Origin of the sequence: Stutzerimonas nosocomialis (assembly GCF_005876855.1) — a bacterium.
Lineage (GTDB): Bacteria > Pseudomonadota > Gammaproteobacteria > Pseudomonadales > Pseudomonadaceae > Stutzerimonas > Stutzerimonas nosocomialis.
Genome location: NZ_QLAE01000027.1, coordinates 25966 through 41741 on the forward strand (window position 1 = coordinate 25966; position 15776 = coordinate 41741).

General features: G+C 62.9%; 13 protein-coding genes and 2 tRNA genes. 1 reads left to right on the forward strand and 14 read right to left on the reverse strand.

The features are described 5' to 3' along the window. Positions 1-2: 2 nt before the first annotated feature. The 11 genes from rbfA to ftsH all read right to left on the reverse strand — a co-directional run bounded on the left by rbfA (position 3) and on the right by ftsH (position 10758). Positions 3-392 (reverse strand): 30S ribosome-binding factor RbfA, encoded by a 390-nt coding sequence (gene rbfA / locus DN824_RS16105; RefSeq protein ID WP_138409427.1) that lies wholly within the window; start codon positions 390-392, stop codon positions 3-5. 111 nt (positions 393-503) lie between these two features. Further along, complete coding sequence (gene infB / locus DN824_RS16110) at positions 504-3026, reverse strand: translation initiation factor IF-2 (protein WP_138409428.1); 2523 nt, start codon at positions 3024-3026, stop codon at positions 504-506. Between the two features lie 28 nt (positions 3027-3054). Then, positions 3055-4536, reverse strand: a complete 1482-nt coding sequence (nusA, locus tag DN824_RS16115; RefSeq protein WP_138409429.1) for a transcription termination factor NusA — start codon at positions 4534-4536, stop codon at positions 3055-3057. Between the two features lie 48 nt (positions 4537-4584). Continuing rightward, a complete protein-coding gene (gene rimP, locus DN824_RS16120) occupies positions 4585-5043 on the reverse strand; it encodes a ribosome maturation factor RimP (protein ID WP_138409430.1) in 459 nt (152 codons plus the stop codon). Positions 5044-5169: 126 nt separating this feature from the next. After that, positions 5170-5246, reverse strand: a tRNA-Met gene (locus DN824_RS16125). 93 nt (positions 5247-5339) lie between these two features. Beyond that, a tRNA-Leu gene (locus DN824_RS16130) sits at positions 5340-5425 on the reverse strand. Positions 5426-5432: 7 nt separating this feature from the next. Continuing rightward, positions 5433-5813 (reverse strand): preprotein translocase subunit SecG, encoded by a 381-nt coding sequence (secG, locus tag DN824_RS16135; protein WP_138409431.1) that lies wholly within the window; start codon positions 5811-5813, stop codon positions 5433-5435. 4 nt (positions 5814-5817) lie between these two features. After that, complete coding sequence (tpiA, locus tag DN824_RS16140; RefSeq protein ID WP_138409432.1) at positions 5818-6573, reverse strand: triose-phosphate isomerase; 756 nt, start codon at positions 6571-6573, stop codon at positions 5818-5820. Between the two features lie 65 nt (positions 6574-6638). Beyond that, complete coding sequence (gene glmM / locus DN824_RS16145) at positions 6639-7976, reverse strand: phosphoglucosamine mutase (RefSeq protein ID WP_138409457.1); 1338 nt, start codon at positions 7974-7976, stop codon at positions 6639-6641. 10 nt (positions 7977-7986) lie between these two features. Next, a complete protein-coding gene (folP, locus tag DN824_RS16150; protein WP_138409433.1) occupies positions 7987-8838 on the reverse strand; it encodes a dihydropteroate synthase in 852 nt (283 codons plus the stop codon). Between the two features lie 9 nt (positions 8839-8847). Further along, on the reverse strand, positions 8848-10758 hold the full coding sequence (gene ftsH, locus DN824_RS16155) for an ATP-dependent zinc metalloprotease FtsH (RefSeq protein ID WP_138409434.1): 1911 nt from the start codon (positions 10756-10758) through the stop codon (positions 8848-8850). A 539-nt stretch (positions 10759-11297) separates the two neighbouring features. On the opposite strand from ftsH, the gene DN824_RS16160 reads away from it, so the two are divergent. Further along, positions 11298-11609 carry a YhbY family RNA-binding protein gene (locus DN824_RS16160; RefSeq protein ID WP_138409435.1) on the forward strand — a complete coding sequence of 104 codons (312 nt, stop codon included), beginning with the start codon at positions 11298-11300 and terminating at the stop codon, positions 11607-11609. Between the two features lie 16 nt (positions 11610-11625). Here the strand turns inward: DN824_RS16160 and DN824_RS16165 are convergent, their stop codons facing one another. The 3 genes from DN824_RS16165 to carB are packed head-to-tail and all read right to left on the reverse strand — an operon-like array spanning position 11626 to position 15756. After that, positions 11626-12084 (reverse strand): DUF4149 domain-containing protein, encoded by a 459-nt coding sequence (locus DN824_RS16165; protein ID WP_138409436.1) that lies wholly within the window; start codon positions 12082-12084, stop codon positions 11626-11628. After that, the gene (gene greA / locus DN824_RS16170) at positions 12062-12538 is read right to left on the reverse strand and encodes a transcription elongation factor GreA (protein WP_138409437.1); all 477 of its coding nucleotides are present in this window, start codon (positions 12536-12538) and stop codon (positions 12062-12064) included. Before greA ends, DN824_RS16165 begins: the two co-directional genes overlap by 23 nt. After that, entirely contained in the window at positions 12535-15756 is a 3222-nt protein-coding gene (carB, locus tag DN824_RS16175) for a carbamoyl-phosphate synthase large subunit (protein WP_138409438.1), read from the reverse strand. The genes greA and carB overlap by 4 nt, the downstream gene beginning before the upstream one ends. Between the last annotated feature and the right edge of the window lie 20 nt (positions 15757-15776).

Below are 15776 nucleotides of genomic sequence, written 5' to 3' on the forward strand. Positions count from 1 at the left end.
GGTTACTCCTTCGCGTCGTCTTCGTGCTTGCGGTCTTCGGCGACCGCCCGCTCGATCAGCGCGGCCAGCTCGACCCCACGGCGGACGCTGGCGTCGTAGTGGAAGCGAAGCTGCGGAATGGTGCGGACCTTCATCGACTTGCCGAGCTGCATGCGCAGGAAACCGCCGGCTTCGTTGAGGATATGCACGCTTTCCTTGACCGCCTCGGCATCGTCGTCCTTGCCCATGACGGTGATGAAGATCTGCGCATGGGAGAGATCGCGACTGACATCGACCGCCGTGACGGTGATCAGCCCAAGACGCGGGTCCTTGATCTCGCGCTGAATCAGAGATGCCAGCTCACGCTGCATCTGATCGCCGATACGCTGGGTACGGCTGAATTCTTTGGCCATAAATCTGCCTCGAGCTGCGTTTGCAGCTTAAAAAACCATCTCGCTGCAAAGGCAAACGGCAAGCTTCCGGGTTGCCCCTGAAGCTTGCCGTCTGAGGCTTGCAGCTGCTGTTTAGAGCGAGCGAGCCACCTGGACCTTCTCGAAGACCTCGATCTTGTCGCCGACCTTGACGTCGTTGTAGCTCTTCACGCCGATACCGCACTCCATGCCGGCGCGGACTTCAGCCACGTCGTCCTTGAAGCGGCGCAGCGATTCCAGCTCGCCTTCGAAGATGACCACGTCATCACGCAGCACGCGGATCGGACGGTTGCGGTGGACCATGCCCTCGATGACCATGCAGCCGGCGATCGCGCCGAACTTCGGCGAACGGAATACGTCACGCACCTCGGCCACGCCCAGGATGTTCTCCCGAACATCGCTGCCCAGCATGCCGGACAGGGCCTTCTTCACGTCATCGATGATGTCGTAGATGACGTTGTAGTAACGCAGGTCCAGACCTTCCTGCTCGACGATCTTGCGCGCGCCGGCATCGGCCCGCACGTTGAAGCCGAACAGCACGGCGTTGGATGCCAGCGCCAGGTTGGCATCGCTCTCGGTGATACCACCGACACCGCCACCGACCACACGTACCTGGACTTCGTCGTTGCCCAGGTCGCTCAGCGAGCCCTGCAGGGCCTCGAGCGAACCGCGAACGTCGGCCTTGAGCACGATGTTGAGCGTCTTCTTCTCGTCCTGCCCCATGGTCTCGAAGATGTTCTCGAGCTTGCCGGCATGCGCGCGGGCCAGCTTGACCTCGCGGAACTTGCCCTGACGGAACAGCGCGATCTCGCGCGCCTTCTTCTCGTCGGCCACCACGATCAGCTCGTCACCGGCATCCGGCGTACCGTCCAGGCCGAGGATCTCGACCGGAATCGACGGGCCGGCTTCCTTCACGGGCTTGCCGTTCTCGTCGAGCATGGCGCGAACGCGACCATAGTTGACGCCGACCAGCACCATGTCGCCCTGACGCAGGGTACCGTCCTGTACCAGCACGGTGGCCACCGGGCCGCGGCCCTTGTCCAGGCGGGACTCGACCACGACACCGCGGCCAGGCGCGGACGGCGTGGCGCTCAGTTCCAGCAGTTCGGCCTGGAGCAGAACGGCTTCGAGCAGCTCGTCCACGCCGGTACCAACCTTCGCCGAAACCGCGACGAACTGGGTGTTGCCGCCCCACTCTTCCGGAATCACGTCGCGTCCGGCCAGATCGTTCTTGATCCGGTCCAGGTCCGCTTCCGGCTTGTCGATCTTGTTCACCGCGACCACGATCGGAACACCGGCCGCTTTCGCGTGCTGGATGGCTTCCTCGGTCTGCGGCATCACGCCGTCGTCCGCAGCCACCACCAGGATGACGATGTCGGTGGCCTTGGCACCACGGGCACGCATCGCGGTAAACGCGGCGTGACCAGGGGTGTCGAGGAAGGTCACCATGCCGCGATCGGTTTCCACGTGGTAGGCGCCGATGTGCTGGGTGATGCCGCCGGCTTCACCGGAGGCGACCTTGGCGCGGCGGATGTAGTCGAGCAGCGATGTCTTGCCGTGGTCGACGTGGCCCATGACGGTCACGACCGGCGCACGGGAGACCGCCTCGCCTTCGAACTTCAGCGACTCGGCCAGCTGCTCTTCGAGCGCGTTGTCGCTGACGAGCTTGACCTTGTGGCCCAGTTCTTCAGCCACCAGCTGAGCGGTTTCACGGTCGAGCACCTGGTTGATGGTGACCGGCGAACCCAGCTTGAACATGAACTTGATGACTTCCGCGGCCTTCACCGACATCTGCTGTGCCAGCTCGGAAACGGTAATGGTCTCGCCGATGGAAACTTCGCGCACGACAGGTCCTGTTGGGCTTTGGAAGCCATGCTGATTACGCTTCTTGAGCTTCGACTTGCCACGGCCACCACGGCGCCCGAAGCTGTCCGCCTCGTCTTCGCCGGTGCGAACGGTACGTCCCAGCGGCGCCTTGGCCTTGAGCGAAGGGCGGTGCTGAGCGTGCTTGCGGTCACGACGATCGTCCTCGTCGCTGCGCGCCTTCTCGGTGCGGCGGACTTCGTCCTTCTTGCGATCATCGGCAGCCGGTGCAGGCGCAGACACAGGGGCAGCAGGCGCGGCGGCAGCCACCGCAGGCGACGGCTCGTCCGCAGGCGCTTCGGCAGTCTTGGTTGCAGCGGCCGCGCGGGCCTGCTCCTCGGCCTGACGACGCGTCTCTTCCTCGGCGCGCTGACGCGCTTCTTCCTCGGCCTTGAGCCGCGCCGCTTCTTCGGCCGCGCGCTGCTCTTCCAGCTCGCGCTGCTTTTCGGCCTCGATCTCGTCGGGGCTGCGCTTGACGAAGGTCTTCTTCTTGCGCACTTCGACGCTGATGGTCTTGCTGCCACCCACTTTCAGCTTGGTGGTGGTCTTGCGCTGCAAGGTGATCTTGCTCGGCTCGTTCACCTTGGCGCCGTGACTGCTCTTCAGGTGGGCCAACAGCGCCTGTTTCTCGTTATCGGTCACTACTTGCTCGGCGCTGGTGTGCGACAGTCCTGCCTCACGCATCTGCTGAAGCAGTCGCTCGACCGGTGTGTCGACCACCTGGGCCAGTTCTTTCACCGTGACTTGCGTCATGCATTCCTCTCCTCAGGCCGCTAATTACTTACTCGAACCAATGGGCTCGGGCGGCCATGATCAGCTTGCCGGCACGCTCTTGGTCGATGCCGTCTATGTCGAGCAGGTCGTCTATCGACTGCTCGGCCAGGTCTTCGCGAGTGATGACACCTCGCATTGCCAACTCGACCGCCAATTCCTTGTCCATGCCTTCCAGCGCGAGCAGGTCTTCGGCTGGCTGAGCGTCCGCCAGTTTTTCTTCGGTAGCGATGGCCTTGGTCAGCAGGCGATCCTTGGCGCGCGAGCGCAGCTCGTTGACGATGTCCTCGTCGAATCCTTCGATCGCGAGCATTTCCTCCATCGGGACATAGGCCACCTCTTCCAGCGAGGTGAAACCTTCTTCGACCAGGACCTGTGCCAGCTCCTCGTCCACGTCCAGTTCTTCGATGAAGGCGCGCAGAATGTCGCCGGTCTCTTCCTCCTGCTTGGCCTGGATATCGGCCTCGGTCATCACGTTAAGGGTCCAGCCGGTCAGCTGGCTGGCCAGTCGAACGTTCTGGCCGCCGCGGCCGATGGCCTGCGCCAGGTTGTCCTCGGCCACGGCGATGTCCATTGCGTGGGCATCTTCGTCGACGATGATCGCAGCCACCTCGGCCGGCGCCATCGCGTTGATCACGAACTGGGCGGGGTTTTCATCCCACAGCACGATATCGACGCGCTCGCCACCGATCTCACCGGATACGGCCTGCACACGCGAACCGCGCATACCGATGCACGCGCCCTGCGGATCGATCCGCTTGTCCTTGGAGCGCACGGCGATCTTGGCGCGGGAACCCGGGTCACGCGAAGCGCCCATCACCTCGATCAGCTCTTCGGCGATTTCCGGGACCTCGATGCGGAACAGCTCGATCAGCATCTGCGGCGCGGTGCGCGACAGGATCAGTTGAGGACCGCGGTTTTCAGTGCGAATTTCCTTGAGGAGCGCCCGAACGCGAGCACCGACACGGAAGGTTTCGCGGGCGATGATGTCTTCGCGAGCCAGCAGCGCTTCGGCGTTGTTGCCGAGGTCAACGATGACGTTGTCGCGAGTGACCTTCTTCACCGTACCGGAAATGATTTCGCCAAGACGATCGCGGTAGGCCTCCACGACCTGGGCGCGCTCCGCTTCGCGAACCTTCTGCACGATGACCTGCTTGGCGGTCTGCGCGGCGATACGGCCGAACTCGATCGATTCGATCTTCTCTTCCAGCACATCGCCGACCTTCGCATCGGGCTTGCGCGCCTCGGCCTGATCCAGGGTCAGCTGGATGTCGGGATCATCGAAGTCGGCCTCATCAACCACGGTCCAGCGACGAAAGGTTTCGTAGCTGCCGTTCTGGCGATTGATTTCCACACGCAGGTCGACTTCGTCTTCGTAACGTTTCTTGGTGGCCGTGGCCAGGGCCAGCTCCAGCGCCTCGAAAATCACACCAGCCGGCACGCCCTTTTCGTTGGACACCGACTCAACAACTAGCAGTACTTCTTTGCTCATCGTACGCCTCGCCTTTCGCAATCCATTGGGGTTCGCGGGATCCGCGTCTCACTCAAATCGGGGAACTATGTTGGCCTTGTCGATCGAGTCGATCGGCAACAGATATTCGTGATCGTCGACCAGCACCACGATGTCCTGCTCTTCCACCCCACGCAGAAGGCCTTGAAAATTGCGCCGCCCCTCGAAGGGCGAACGCAGCTTGATCTTTACCTGCTCGCCAACGTGGGCGGCGAACTGGTCCAGTGTGAACAGCGGCCGATCCATGCCCGGCGAAGACACCTCAAGGGTGTACTCGGCACTGATGGGATCTTCGACGTCGAGTACGCCACTCAACTGGCGGCTCACCTTTTCGCAGTCCTCGACGAGGATGCCGTTGGGGTGGTCGATATACACCCGCAACAGCGAATGCCGACCCTGGGAGAGGAATTCAATACCCCAGCATTGATAGCCGAGCGCCTCGACCACAGGGGCCAACAAGGCCTGCAACTGTTCTAGCTTGCTCGACATCGAAGTCCCTCGTGCATGCTGTAAAAATGAAAAATGGGCGAAACGCCCATCCTGCGAACCGCCTGTGAATGCCGGCGGCCTGGCTCCAGCTAAGAAAAAGCCCCTTGACAGGGGCTCTACTACAACTGGTTGCGGGGGCTGGATTTGAACCAACGACCTTCGGGTTATGAGCCCGACGAGCTACCAGACTGCTCCACCCCGCGTCTAAAGCTGGGCACGAATTATACGGCCGACCCTGGAGCTGGTCAACCTGAGCCCTGAAGACAAGAAAGCCCGCTGATGCGGGCCTGCTTGTTTGGTACCGAGGAGGGGACTCGAACCCCTACAGCCTATGGCCACTACCACCTCAAGGTAGCGTGTCTACCAATTCCACCACCTCGGCAAAACCTTTACTGCCCGGGCGCCTGAGGTATATCCCCTGTCGTTTCGGCTGGCCGACGCTCTTCGAGAGCAGGCACATCGTCAACAACTGGCCTGTTGGCCGGCACTTCCAGAACCGCGGGATCAGGCAACCCTGCCCCCGCCAGTTGATCAGCCTGCTGCTTGGCGAAGAACGCAAGCCCCAGACTGGTCACGAAAAAAACGGTCGCTAGTATAGCAGTAACTCGACTCAAAAAGGTAGCAGAACCTTGGCTTCCGAATACGGTTGCCGAAGCACCCGAACCGAACGAAGCGCCGGCATCGGCACCCTTACCCTGCTGCAGCAGCACCAGCACGACAACACCAATGGCAACCAGCAGATGCACCACGATAACAACAGTTTGCAACATCTGTTCAGTTCCCTGCGGCGCGACAGATCGCACCGAACTCGTCCGCTTTCAGAGAAGCTCCACCAATGAGCCCCCCATCAATATCCGCCATGCCGAACAACTCAGCGGCATTGGCAGCCTTTACGCTACCACCGTAGAGAATCCGAACGCCCTCGGCGACCTCGACACTCTCTCGAGCCAGCTGCGCCCGGATGGCAGCATGCACTTCCTGCGCCTGTTGCGGCGTCGCGGTCAACCCCGAGCCAATGGCCCAGACCGGCTCATACGCTACAACCGCATCAGCCAGAGCCGAGATACCCAGAGCGGATACCACGTTCTCCAACTGACGCCCCACCACTTCCAGCGTCTGACCCGCCTCTCGCTGCTCGAGCGTCTCGCCCACACAGAGAATCGGCTTCAGGCCACACGCTTTGGCAGCGGCGAACTTGCGGCGAACCACCTCGTCGCTTTCGCCCAGAATCAGACGACGCTCCGAATGACCCACCAGAACCCATTCACAACCCGCATCCTGCAATTGCTCGACCGACTCTTCACCGGTCAGCGCACCGAAGCCCGCCTCGCTTGCACAATCCTGGGCACCGACGCTCAATTGCGTGCCGGAAAGACTCTCGACGACCTGACCGATATGCAAGGCACCAGGCAACACGACAATCTCGACCGAGGCAGGCAGCGCCTGCTCACGCAATGACCGGATCAGCTCTGCGACGCTGGCGCGGGTACCGTTCATCTTCCAGTTACCAGCTACCAGTTGGCGACGCATGCTTTACCCCGTCGGTCAAAGTGGGCGCAGATGTTACTCAAGAGAAAAACACCTGGCAAGCCGAATCATGCACAAACTTCATTTACCACTTTGACCAGCTGCTCGGCATAGCTGCGGACCTGCGTTTCGTCATCCCCTTCCACCATGACGCGCACCAGCGGTTCGGTACCGGATTTGCGCAGCAGAACCCGCCCGCGCCCCGCCATCTTCGCCGTGACTTCGTCACAGGCCGCCTGTACGTCAGGGTGCGACACCGGATCGCTGCCGGCAGGAAAGCGGACGTTGATCAGCACCTGCGGAAACTTCCTCAGCGCCTGCCGGGCCTGTGCCAGGGTCTGTTCGCGACGGCGCAGCGCAAGGACGACCTGCAGGGCAGCGATGATTGCATCGCCCGTGGTGACATGTTGACCACAGACGATATGGCCCGAATTTTCGCCACCCAGCTGCCAGTTGCGCTCGAGCATCTCGGCCATGACATAACGGTCACCCACCTTGGCCCGGACGAAGGGAATGTCCGCCTCCTTGAGGGCCAGCTCGAGGCCGAAATTGCTCATCAGCGTGCCGACCACGCCACCTTCGAGCAGGCCCCGCGCCTTGAGATCACACGCGATGATGAACAGCAGCTCGTCGCCGTCCACCGCCGTTCCGGTGTGATCCACCATCATCACCCGGTCCCCGTCGCCATCGAACGCGATCCCCAGGTCAGCCCCATGCTCGACGACAGCCTTCTGCAACTGGCCGACGTGGGTCGAACCGACATCGGCGTTGATGTTCAGACCATCCGGATCGGCACCGATGACCACCACTTTCGCGCCGAGCTCACGGAAAACGCTCGGCGCGACCTTGTAGGTGGCGCCATGAGCGCAGTCGAGCACCACCTTCATCCCGGAGAAATCGGTGCTGGTCGGCACGCTGCTCTTGCAGAACTCGATGTACCGACCGGCCGCGTCATTGATCCGGGAGGCCTTGCCCAGCTGAGCGGACTCCACCACCGTCATGGGGGCATCGAGAAGCTCCTCGATCATCAGCTCGATCTCATCGGGAAGCTTGGTGCCACGACTGGAGAAGAACTTGATCCCGTTGTCATGGTGGGGGTTATGCGAAGCACTGATGACGATGCCTGCCTCGGCGTGAAAGGTACGCGTGAGGTAGGCGATCGCCGGCGTCGGCATGGGGCCCAGCAGCAGCACATCCGCACCGGAGGCCGACAGACCGGCCTGCAGGGCCGACTCGAACATGTAACCCGAAATGCGCGTGTCCTTCCCGATCAGGATGCGGCACTTGCCCTGCTTGCGAAACGCCATGCCGGCCGCCCAGCCGAGCTTCAACATGAATTCCGGGGTGATGGGAAACTGGCCGACCTGCCCACGAATGCCGTCGGTGCCGAAATATTTTCTAGTCATTGTTCCATTCCTAATCAGCTGCCTGGACCGCAGCAATCATTCTGACCACATCCACCGTCTCGGCAACATCGTGCACCCGCAGGATCCGAGCCCCTTGCGAGACAGCCAGCGCCGCCAGGGCCAGGCTTCCATAGAGCCTTTCGCCCACCTCGCGCCCAAGCGCCTGCCCGATCATCGTCTTGCGCGACACACCAACCAGCAGCGGCCGCCCCAGGCGATGCAGTCGCTCAAGGTGCTTGAACAGGCTGAGGTTATGCTCGAGATTCTTGGCGAAGCCGAAACCGGGATCGAGCACGATGCGCTCCGGCGCTATCCCGGCGGCCGAACAGGCGTCCATCCTAGCCTCGAGGAACGCCACCACTTCGGCGGCCACATCGACGTAAACGGCCTCGCGCTGCATGTCGCCCGGCTCGCCACGCATATGCATCAGGCAAACCGGCAAACCGCTGTCGGCAGCCGCATCGAGGGCTCCGTCACGGCGCAACGAGCGCACGTCATTGATGAGCCCGGCGCCGAGCCTTGCGCTCTCGCGCATGACCGAGGGCGTGGACGTATCGACCGACACGATCACGTCCAGCTCGCGAACGATGGCCTCGACGACCGGCGCGACGCGCTCCAGTTCTTCCAGGGCCGATACCGCACGCGCGCCCGGACGGGTCGACTCGCCGCCGACGTCCACCAGGGACGCTCCCGCGCGCACCATGGCCTCGGCATGACGCAACGCCAGGTCGCGGGAAGCGTAGCGCCCGCCATCGGAAAAGGAGTCAGGAGTGACGTTGAGAATGCCCATCACGTGCGGACGGGATAAATCAAGAACCCGGTTGCCACAGGGCAACCGGGTTGGGTGAAGCGCAGGCGCCATGAAGGACCCTTAGTGCTCGCCGGCCGGACCGCCGATGGGGGTTTCAGGGCGATCGGCATTCGGCTGGACAGGCGTGCCCGAGGCACCCGACCCACCCTGCCAGTCACGCGGCTCGCGGGGCGTACGGCCAGCCATGATGTCGTCGATCTGATCGGCGTCGATGGTTTCGTACTTCATCAGCGCCTCGGCCATCATGTCGAGCTTGTCGCGATTGTCCGAGAGGATCTGCTTGGCCGTGCCGTAGCACTGATCGATGATGGCGCGCACTTCGAGGTCGATCATCCGCGCGGTGTCTGCCGAGACGTTGGTGTGCTGGCTACCGGCACTGCGACCGAGGAACACCTCGCCCTCTTCTTCGGCATACATCAGCGGACCGAGTTTTTCCGAGAGCCCCCACTTGGTCACCATGTTCCGCGCCAGCTGGGTGGCGCGCATGATGTCGTTCGAGGCGCCGGTGGTGACGCCCTCGAAGCCCAGCGTCATCTCTTCGGCGATACGCCCACCGAACAGCGAGCAGATCTGGCTGATCAGGGCGCGCTTGGAGAGGCTGTAGCGGTCTTCCTCGGGCAGGAACATGGTCACGCCCAAGGCACGGCCGCGCGGAATGATGGAGACCTTGTAGACCGGATCGTGCTCGGGCACCACGCGCCCGACGATCGCATGGCCAGCTTCGTGGTAGGCCGTGTTGAGCTTTTCCTTTTCGGACATGACCATGGTCTTGCGCTCGGCGCCCATCATGATCTTGTCCTTGGCCAGCTCGAACTCGCGCATGTCGACCACGCGCTTGTTCGCTCGCGCCGAAAACAGCGAGGCTTCGTTGACCAGGTTGGCGAGGTCCGCACCCGAGAACCCGGGCGTACCGCGGGCAATCACGGCCGGATCGACATTGTCGCCCAGCGGCACCTTGCGCATGTGCACCTTGAGAATCTGCTCGCGACCACGGATATCCGGCAGGCCGACGACCACCTGGCGATCGAAACGGCCCGGACGCAGCAGCGCGGGGTCGAGCACGTCAGGACGGTTGGTCGCGGCGATCACGATGATGCCGTCGTTCATTTCGAAGCCGTCCATCTCGACCAGCAGCTGGTTGAGGGTCTGCTCGCGCTCGTCGTGACCACCACCGAGACCAGCACCACGATGGCGACCGACCGCATCGATCTCGTCGATGAAGATGATGCAGGGCGCATGCTTCTTCGCCTGGTCGAACATGTCACGCACGCGGGACGCACCGACACCAACGAACATCTCGACGAAGTCCGAACCGGAAATGGTGAAGAACGGCACTTTCGCTTCGCCCGCCACGGCTTTGGCCAGCAGCGTCTTGCCGGTACCCGGCGAGCCCACCATCAGCACGCCGCGCGGAATGCGGCCACCCAGGCGCTGGAACTTGCCCGGATCGCGCAGGAACTCGACCAGCTCGCTGACCTCTTCCTTGGCTTCGTCGCAGCCGGCGACATCGGCGAAGGTGGTCTTGACCTGGTCTTCGGACAGCAGCCGCGCCTTGCTTTTGCCGAAGCTCATCGGCCCGCCCTTGCCGCCCGCGCCGCCCTGCATCTGGCGCATGAAGAACATGAACACCGCGATGATCACGAGGATCGGGAAGCTCGCTACCAAGAGCTGAGTCCAGATGCTCTGCTGCTCGGGCTGTTTGCCCTCGATGACGACGTTGTTGTTGATCAGGTCGCCGATCAGACCGCCGTCCTGAATGGCCGGGCGGATCGTCTTGAACGAGTCGCCGTCGGTACGCCGACCGGTAATGACGAAGCCGTCGACCGTCACGCGCTCGACGCGACCTTCACGAACCTGCTCGAGAAAGTCCGAATAGTTCAGCGTCTGTTGCTCGGCCGGGCTGGAAAAGTTGTTCATCACCGTCACCAGTACGGCGGCAATGATCAACCAAAGAATGAGGTTTTTCGCCATGTCGTTCAATTAACTACCCTCTGGAGCGAACCCGGTATCGTCGGGTCCGCATGACGGCCGGTTGGTTGCTCGGCCTAACTTACTACACTACGCACCGGGCCAGGCAGACTGTCTGTAACCCTTTATGAGGGGTCGAACCCTCTGGTGAGACCCATCGTTGCCGCAGAGGTGCCGGGCGCCAATGAAATTAGCGCACCGCACCAAGGCGTGATGACACGGCCTGCTCACCCATCCATATTGGGGCCATATCGGAAATCACAAGTCTACCGGATTTCTCCCGCGGCCCGGGCATCGGCGCGAGCGGGGTACCCAGGGTCGCCGAGCCAATCCTTGACCTGTCGACTGCTGCGACAGGACCTGCCAAACCGTCGCCGCGCCTGTGCGGCCGAGGGCCTCTCGGTTACACTAGCCGACCGCTGAAACCGCCGTGTCCGGCCGCAGGCAAAGCCGGGCAGCCGCCCGCGCGCCTTGCGCCGCAAACGCGCCTATCATTTCGGCTATCACGCCATCGTTTTCAAGATTCAAGCAAGGGTCGGACTATGCCGCTCAACAACGAGCAGAAAAAACGCTTCAAATCCATCGGCCATCACCTCAAGCCCGTGCTGATCGTAGCCGAAAACGGCCTGACCGAAGGCGTGCAGGCCGAACTGGATCGCGCCCTGAACGATCACGAACTGATCAAGGTGCAGTTTCGCGTCACTGAACGCGACGACCGCCGCGCTCTGATGGAAGCGCTCTGCGAGGCGGGCAACTGCGAACTGGTGCAGGCCATCGGCAAGATGGCCCTGGTCTACCGGCGCAATCCGAAGGCGAACAAGCAGCTCTCCAACGTCTCACGCTACGAAGCCTGAAGCCCGGACAGTCGCGTCACCGACCGGCGCCCGCGCGCGCCGGATCGGCAGGCTGCCCGGGCACCGGTTGCAGTACCAGCAACAGCCCGCACACGGCCATCGCCAGATAGCTGAATACCTGCCAGTACGGCGAGTCGAACCAACCGGCGAGGCCCGCATGATGGCTCGCCGCAAGCGCCAGCACCGTCAACAGCAGCTGCCCGCGCAGATCGGTGCGCAGCGCCCCGAAGCCGAGCACCTGCACCAGCACCAGCAGCTGCAACAGGGCACAGAAGGCGGCGAACCCGATCATCAGCGGCCGCAGGCCATTGGCGACTTCCTCCACCAGCAACGGCGCCAGACCGATCTTGCCGAGCGCCGGCAGGACGACGAACTGAAGCAGCCAAAGGCCGCCGACCCAGAACGTCTGGGCCAGCTGCCAACTGACCATTCCAGCCCGCATCGGGCGACGCTCAGACGTGCCGGACTTCGACAATCTCGTACTCGACCACGCCGCTGGGTGTCTTGACGGCGACGACGTCACCCTCTTCCTTGCCGATCAGGGCACGCGCGATCGGCGAACTCACCGACAGCTTGCCCTTCTTGATGTCCGCCTCGTCGTCGCCGACGATCTGGTAAGTCACCGTCTCGTCGGTCTCGACGTTGGCGATATCCACGGTCGTCCCGAAGATCACCTTGCCGGTCGGCGGAATGCTGGCGATATCGATCACCTGCGCATTCTGCAGACGCCCTTCGATGTCACGGATACGCGCCTCGACCATCCCCTGCTGCTCGCGCGCGGCGTGGTATTCGGCGTTCTCCTTCAGATCTCCCAGCTCGCGCGCCTCGGCGATCGCCTGGGTGATCTGCGGGCGCAGTTCGGTCTTGAGGTGACGGAGTTCTTCTTCCAGGGCGCGTGCGCCCTGGACGGTCATCGGGAACTTGGTCATACGCTGATTCCTGCATGGAGGTCCTGCAAGCGGCGAACGGTCTTCTCCGGACCGTATTTGAGCGCCTCACAAATCGCCTGCGCACCGGCCAGGGTGGTGGTGCAGCAGATCTTGTGCTGCAGGGCGTTACGACGGATGGAATAGGAGTCGGCGATCGACTGCCGACCCTCGGTGGTGTTGATGATCAGGGTGACTTCGTCGTTCTTGATCATGTCGACCACATGCGGGCGACCCTCGGTCACCTTGTTGACGCGCCGCACCGGCAGGCCCGCCGCTTCGATCAGCTTGGCGGTACCAGCGGTGGCGACGATGTCGAAGCCCAGGGCGATCAGGCTGCGCGCGACGTCGGCCACGTCGGGCTTGTCGTCGTCACGCACGCTGATGAAGGCGCAACCGGAGTTAGGCAGGATCTCGCTGGCGCCCAGCTGCGCCTTGGCGAAGGCTTCGGCGAAGCTGTCGCCGACACCCATCACCTCGCCGGTGGACTTCATCTCCGGGCCGAGGATGGGGTCGACGCCGGGGAACTTGGCGAACGGGAACACCGCTTCCTTGACGCTGTAGAACGGCGGGATGATCTCTTCGGTGAAGCCCAGCTCGGCCAGACTCTTGCCGCCCATCACCCGTGCGGCCACCTTGGCCAGCGACAGGCCGATGCACTTGGACACGAACGGCACAGTACGCGATGCGCGCGGGTTCACTTCGATGACGAAGATGTCCTCGCCCTGCACGGCCATCTGCACGTTCATCAGGCCGATGACGCCCAGCTCCAGAGCCATCTTCTTGACCTGTTCGCGGATCTCGTCCTGGATGTGGCGAGGCAGCGAATACGGCGGCAGCGAGCAGGCCGAGTCACCCGAGTGAACGCCCGCCTGCTCGATGTGCTGCATGATCGCGCCGATCACCACGGTCTCGCCGTCGCAGACCGCATCCACGTCCACCTCGATGGCGCAGTTGAGGAAGTGATCGAGCAGGACCGGGCTGTCGTTGGACACTTGCACGGCCTCGCGCATGTAGCGCTTGAGTTCGTCTTCCTGGTAGACGATTTCCATCGCGCGACCACCCAGCACGTAGGACGGGCGCACCACCAGCGGATAGCCGATGGCTTTGGAGGCGGCAATGGCCTCTTCCTCGCTGCGCGCGGTCGCGTTCGGCGGCTGGCGCAGGTTGAGGCGCTCGACCATCTGCTGGAAGCGCTCGCGGTCTTCGGCGCGGTCGATGGCGTCCGGGCTGGTACCGATGATGGGCACACCGGCCTCTTCCAGCGCGCGGCAGATCTTCAGCGGGGTCTGGCCGCCGTACTGCACGATCACGCCCTTGGGCTGCTCGACGCGGACGATCTCCAGGACGTCCTCGAGGGTGACCGGCTCGAAGTACAGGCGGTCGGACGTGTCGTAGTCGGTGGAGACGGTTTCCGGGTTGCAGTTGACCATGATGGTCTCGTAGCCGTCTTCACGCATCGCCAGCGCAGCATGCACGCAGCAGTAGTCGAACTCGATGCCCTGGCCGATACGGTTCGGCCCGCCGCCGATCACCATGATCTTGTCGCGGCCGGACGGCTTGGCTTCGCACTCTTCCTCGTAGGTCGAGTACAGGTAGGCGGTGTCGGTGGCGAATTCGGCCGAGCAGGTGTCGACACGCTTGTAGACCGGCAGCACCTTGAGCTTGTGGCGGTGGCTGCGCAGGTTCTTCTCGGTCACGCCGAGCAGCTTGGCCAGGCGCGCATCGGAGAAACCCTTGCGCTTGAGCAGGCGCATCAGGTCGTAGTCGATGTTCGACAGGCCGAGGGTCTTGACCCGCTCCTCTTCCTTGATCAGATCCTCGATCTGCACCAGGAACCAGGGGTCGATCTTGGTCAGCGCGAACACTTCATCCACGCTCTTGCCAGCCCGGAAGGCATCGCCGACGTACCAGATACGATCCGCGCCGGGGACCGTGAGCTCGCGCTTGAGGGTGCCCTGGGCTTCGTCGTCACCGAGGTCCAGCTTCGGGTCGAAGCCGGTGGCGCCGACTTCCAGGCCGCGCAGGGCTTTCTGCATCGACTCCTGGAAGGTACGGCCGATGGCCATGACTTCGCCGACCGACTTCATCTGGGTGGTCAGGCGCGCATCGGCCTTAGGGAATTTCTCGAAGGCGAAACGCGGAACCTTGGTCACGACGTAGTCGATCGCAGGCTCGAAGGACGCCGGCGTGCGGCCCCCGGTGATGTCGTTGGAAAGTTCGTCCAGGGTGTAGCCGACGGCCAGCTTGGCGGCGATCTTGGCGATCGGGAAGCCGGTGGCCTTGGAGGCCAGCGCCGAGGAACGCGATACGCGCGGGTTCATCTCGATCACGACCATGCGCCCGGTGTTCGGGCAGATCCCGAACTGGACGTTCGAGCCGCCGGTCTCGACGCCGATCTCGCGCAGCACCGCCAGGGAGGCGTTGCGCATGATCTGGTATTCCTTGTCGGTCAGCGTCTGGGCAGGCGCGACGGTGATGGAGTCGCCGGTGTGCACGCCCATCGGATCGAAGTTCTCGATCGAGCAGACGATGATGCAGTTGTCCTTCTTATCGCGGACGACCTCCATCTCGTACTCTTTCCAGCCGATCAGCGACTCGTCGATCAGCAGCTCGCTGGTGGGCGACAGATCCAGACCGCGCGTGCAGATCTCTTCGAACTCCTCGCGATTGTAGGCGATGCCGCCACCGGTGCCGCCCATGGTGAACGACGGACGGATGATGCAGGGGAAGCCGACCTTCTCCAGGACCGAATAGGCTTCGTCCATGTTATGGGCGATGCCGGAGACCGGGCAGGCAAGACCGATGTTCTTCATGGCCTTGTCGAAACGCGAACGGTCTTCGGCCTTGTCGATGGTATCGGCGTTGGCACCGATCATCTCGACGCCGAACTTGGCCAGTACGCCATGCTTTTCCAGGTCCAGCGCACAGTTCAGCGCGGTCTGGCCGCCCATGGTCGGCAGCAGCGCGTCGGGGCGCTCCTTCTCGATGATCTTGGCCACGGTGGCCCACTTGATCGGCTCGATGTAGGTCGCGTCGGCCATGGCCGGGTCGGTCATGATGGTGGCCGGGTTGGAGTTCACCAGGATGACGCGAAAGCCTTCTTCCTTCAGGGCCTTGCAGGCCTGGGCGCCGGAATAGTCGAACTCGCAGGCCTGGCCGATGACGATGGGGCCGGCGCCGAGGATCAGGACGCTTTTGATATCTGTACGTTTTGGCATGTCTTCTCTCGAATCTTCAG

Bases quoted from the DNA above. Each gene is read 5' to 3' on its own strand.
- rbfA (WP_138409427.1), bottom strand. From the start codon at position 392: ATGGCCAAAGAATTCAGCCGTACCCAGCGTATCGGCGATCAGATGCAG.
- infB (WP_138409428.1), bottom strand. From the start codon at position 3,026: ATGACGCAAGTCACGGTGAAAGAACTGGCCCAGGTGGTCGACACACCG.
- nusA (WP_138409429.1), bottom strand. From the start codon at position 4,536: ATGAGCAAAGAAGTACTGCTAGTTGTTGAGTCGGTGTCCAACGAAAAG.
- rimP (WP_138409430.1), bottom strand. From the start codon at position 5,043: ATGTCGAGCAAGCTAGAACAGTTGCAGGCCTTGTTGGCCCCTGTGGTC.
- secG (WP_138409431.1), bottom strand. From the start codon at position 5,813: ATGTTGCAAACTGTTGTTATCGTGGTGCATCTGCTGGTTGCCATTGGT.
- tpiA (WP_138409432.1), bottom strand. From the start codon at position 6,573: ATGCGTCGCCAACTGGTAGCTGGTAACTGGAAGATGAACGGTACCCGC.
- glmM (WP_138409457.1), bottom strand. From the start codon at position 7,976: ATGACTAGAAAATATTTCGGCACCGACGGCATTCGTGGGCAGGTCGGC.
- folP (WP_138409433.1), bottom strand. From the start codon at position 8,838: ATGGCGCCTGCGCTTCACCCAACCCGGTTGCCCTGTGGCAACCGGGTT.
- ftsH (WP_138409434.1), bottom strand. From the start codon at position 10,758: ATGGCGAAAAACCTCATTCTTTGGTTGATCATTGCCGCCGTACTGGTG.
- DN824_RS16160 (WP_138409435.1), top strand. From the start codon at position 11,298: ATGCCGCTCAACAACGAGCAGAAAAAACGCTTCAAATCCATCGGCCAT.
- greA (WP_138409437.1), bottom strand. From the start codon at position 12,538: ATGACCAAGTTCCCGATGACCGTCCAGGGCGCACGCGCCCTGGAAGAA.
- carB (WP_138409438.1), bottom strand. From the start codon at position 15,756: ATGCCAAAACGTACAGATATCAAAAGCGTCCTGATCCTCGGCGCCGGC.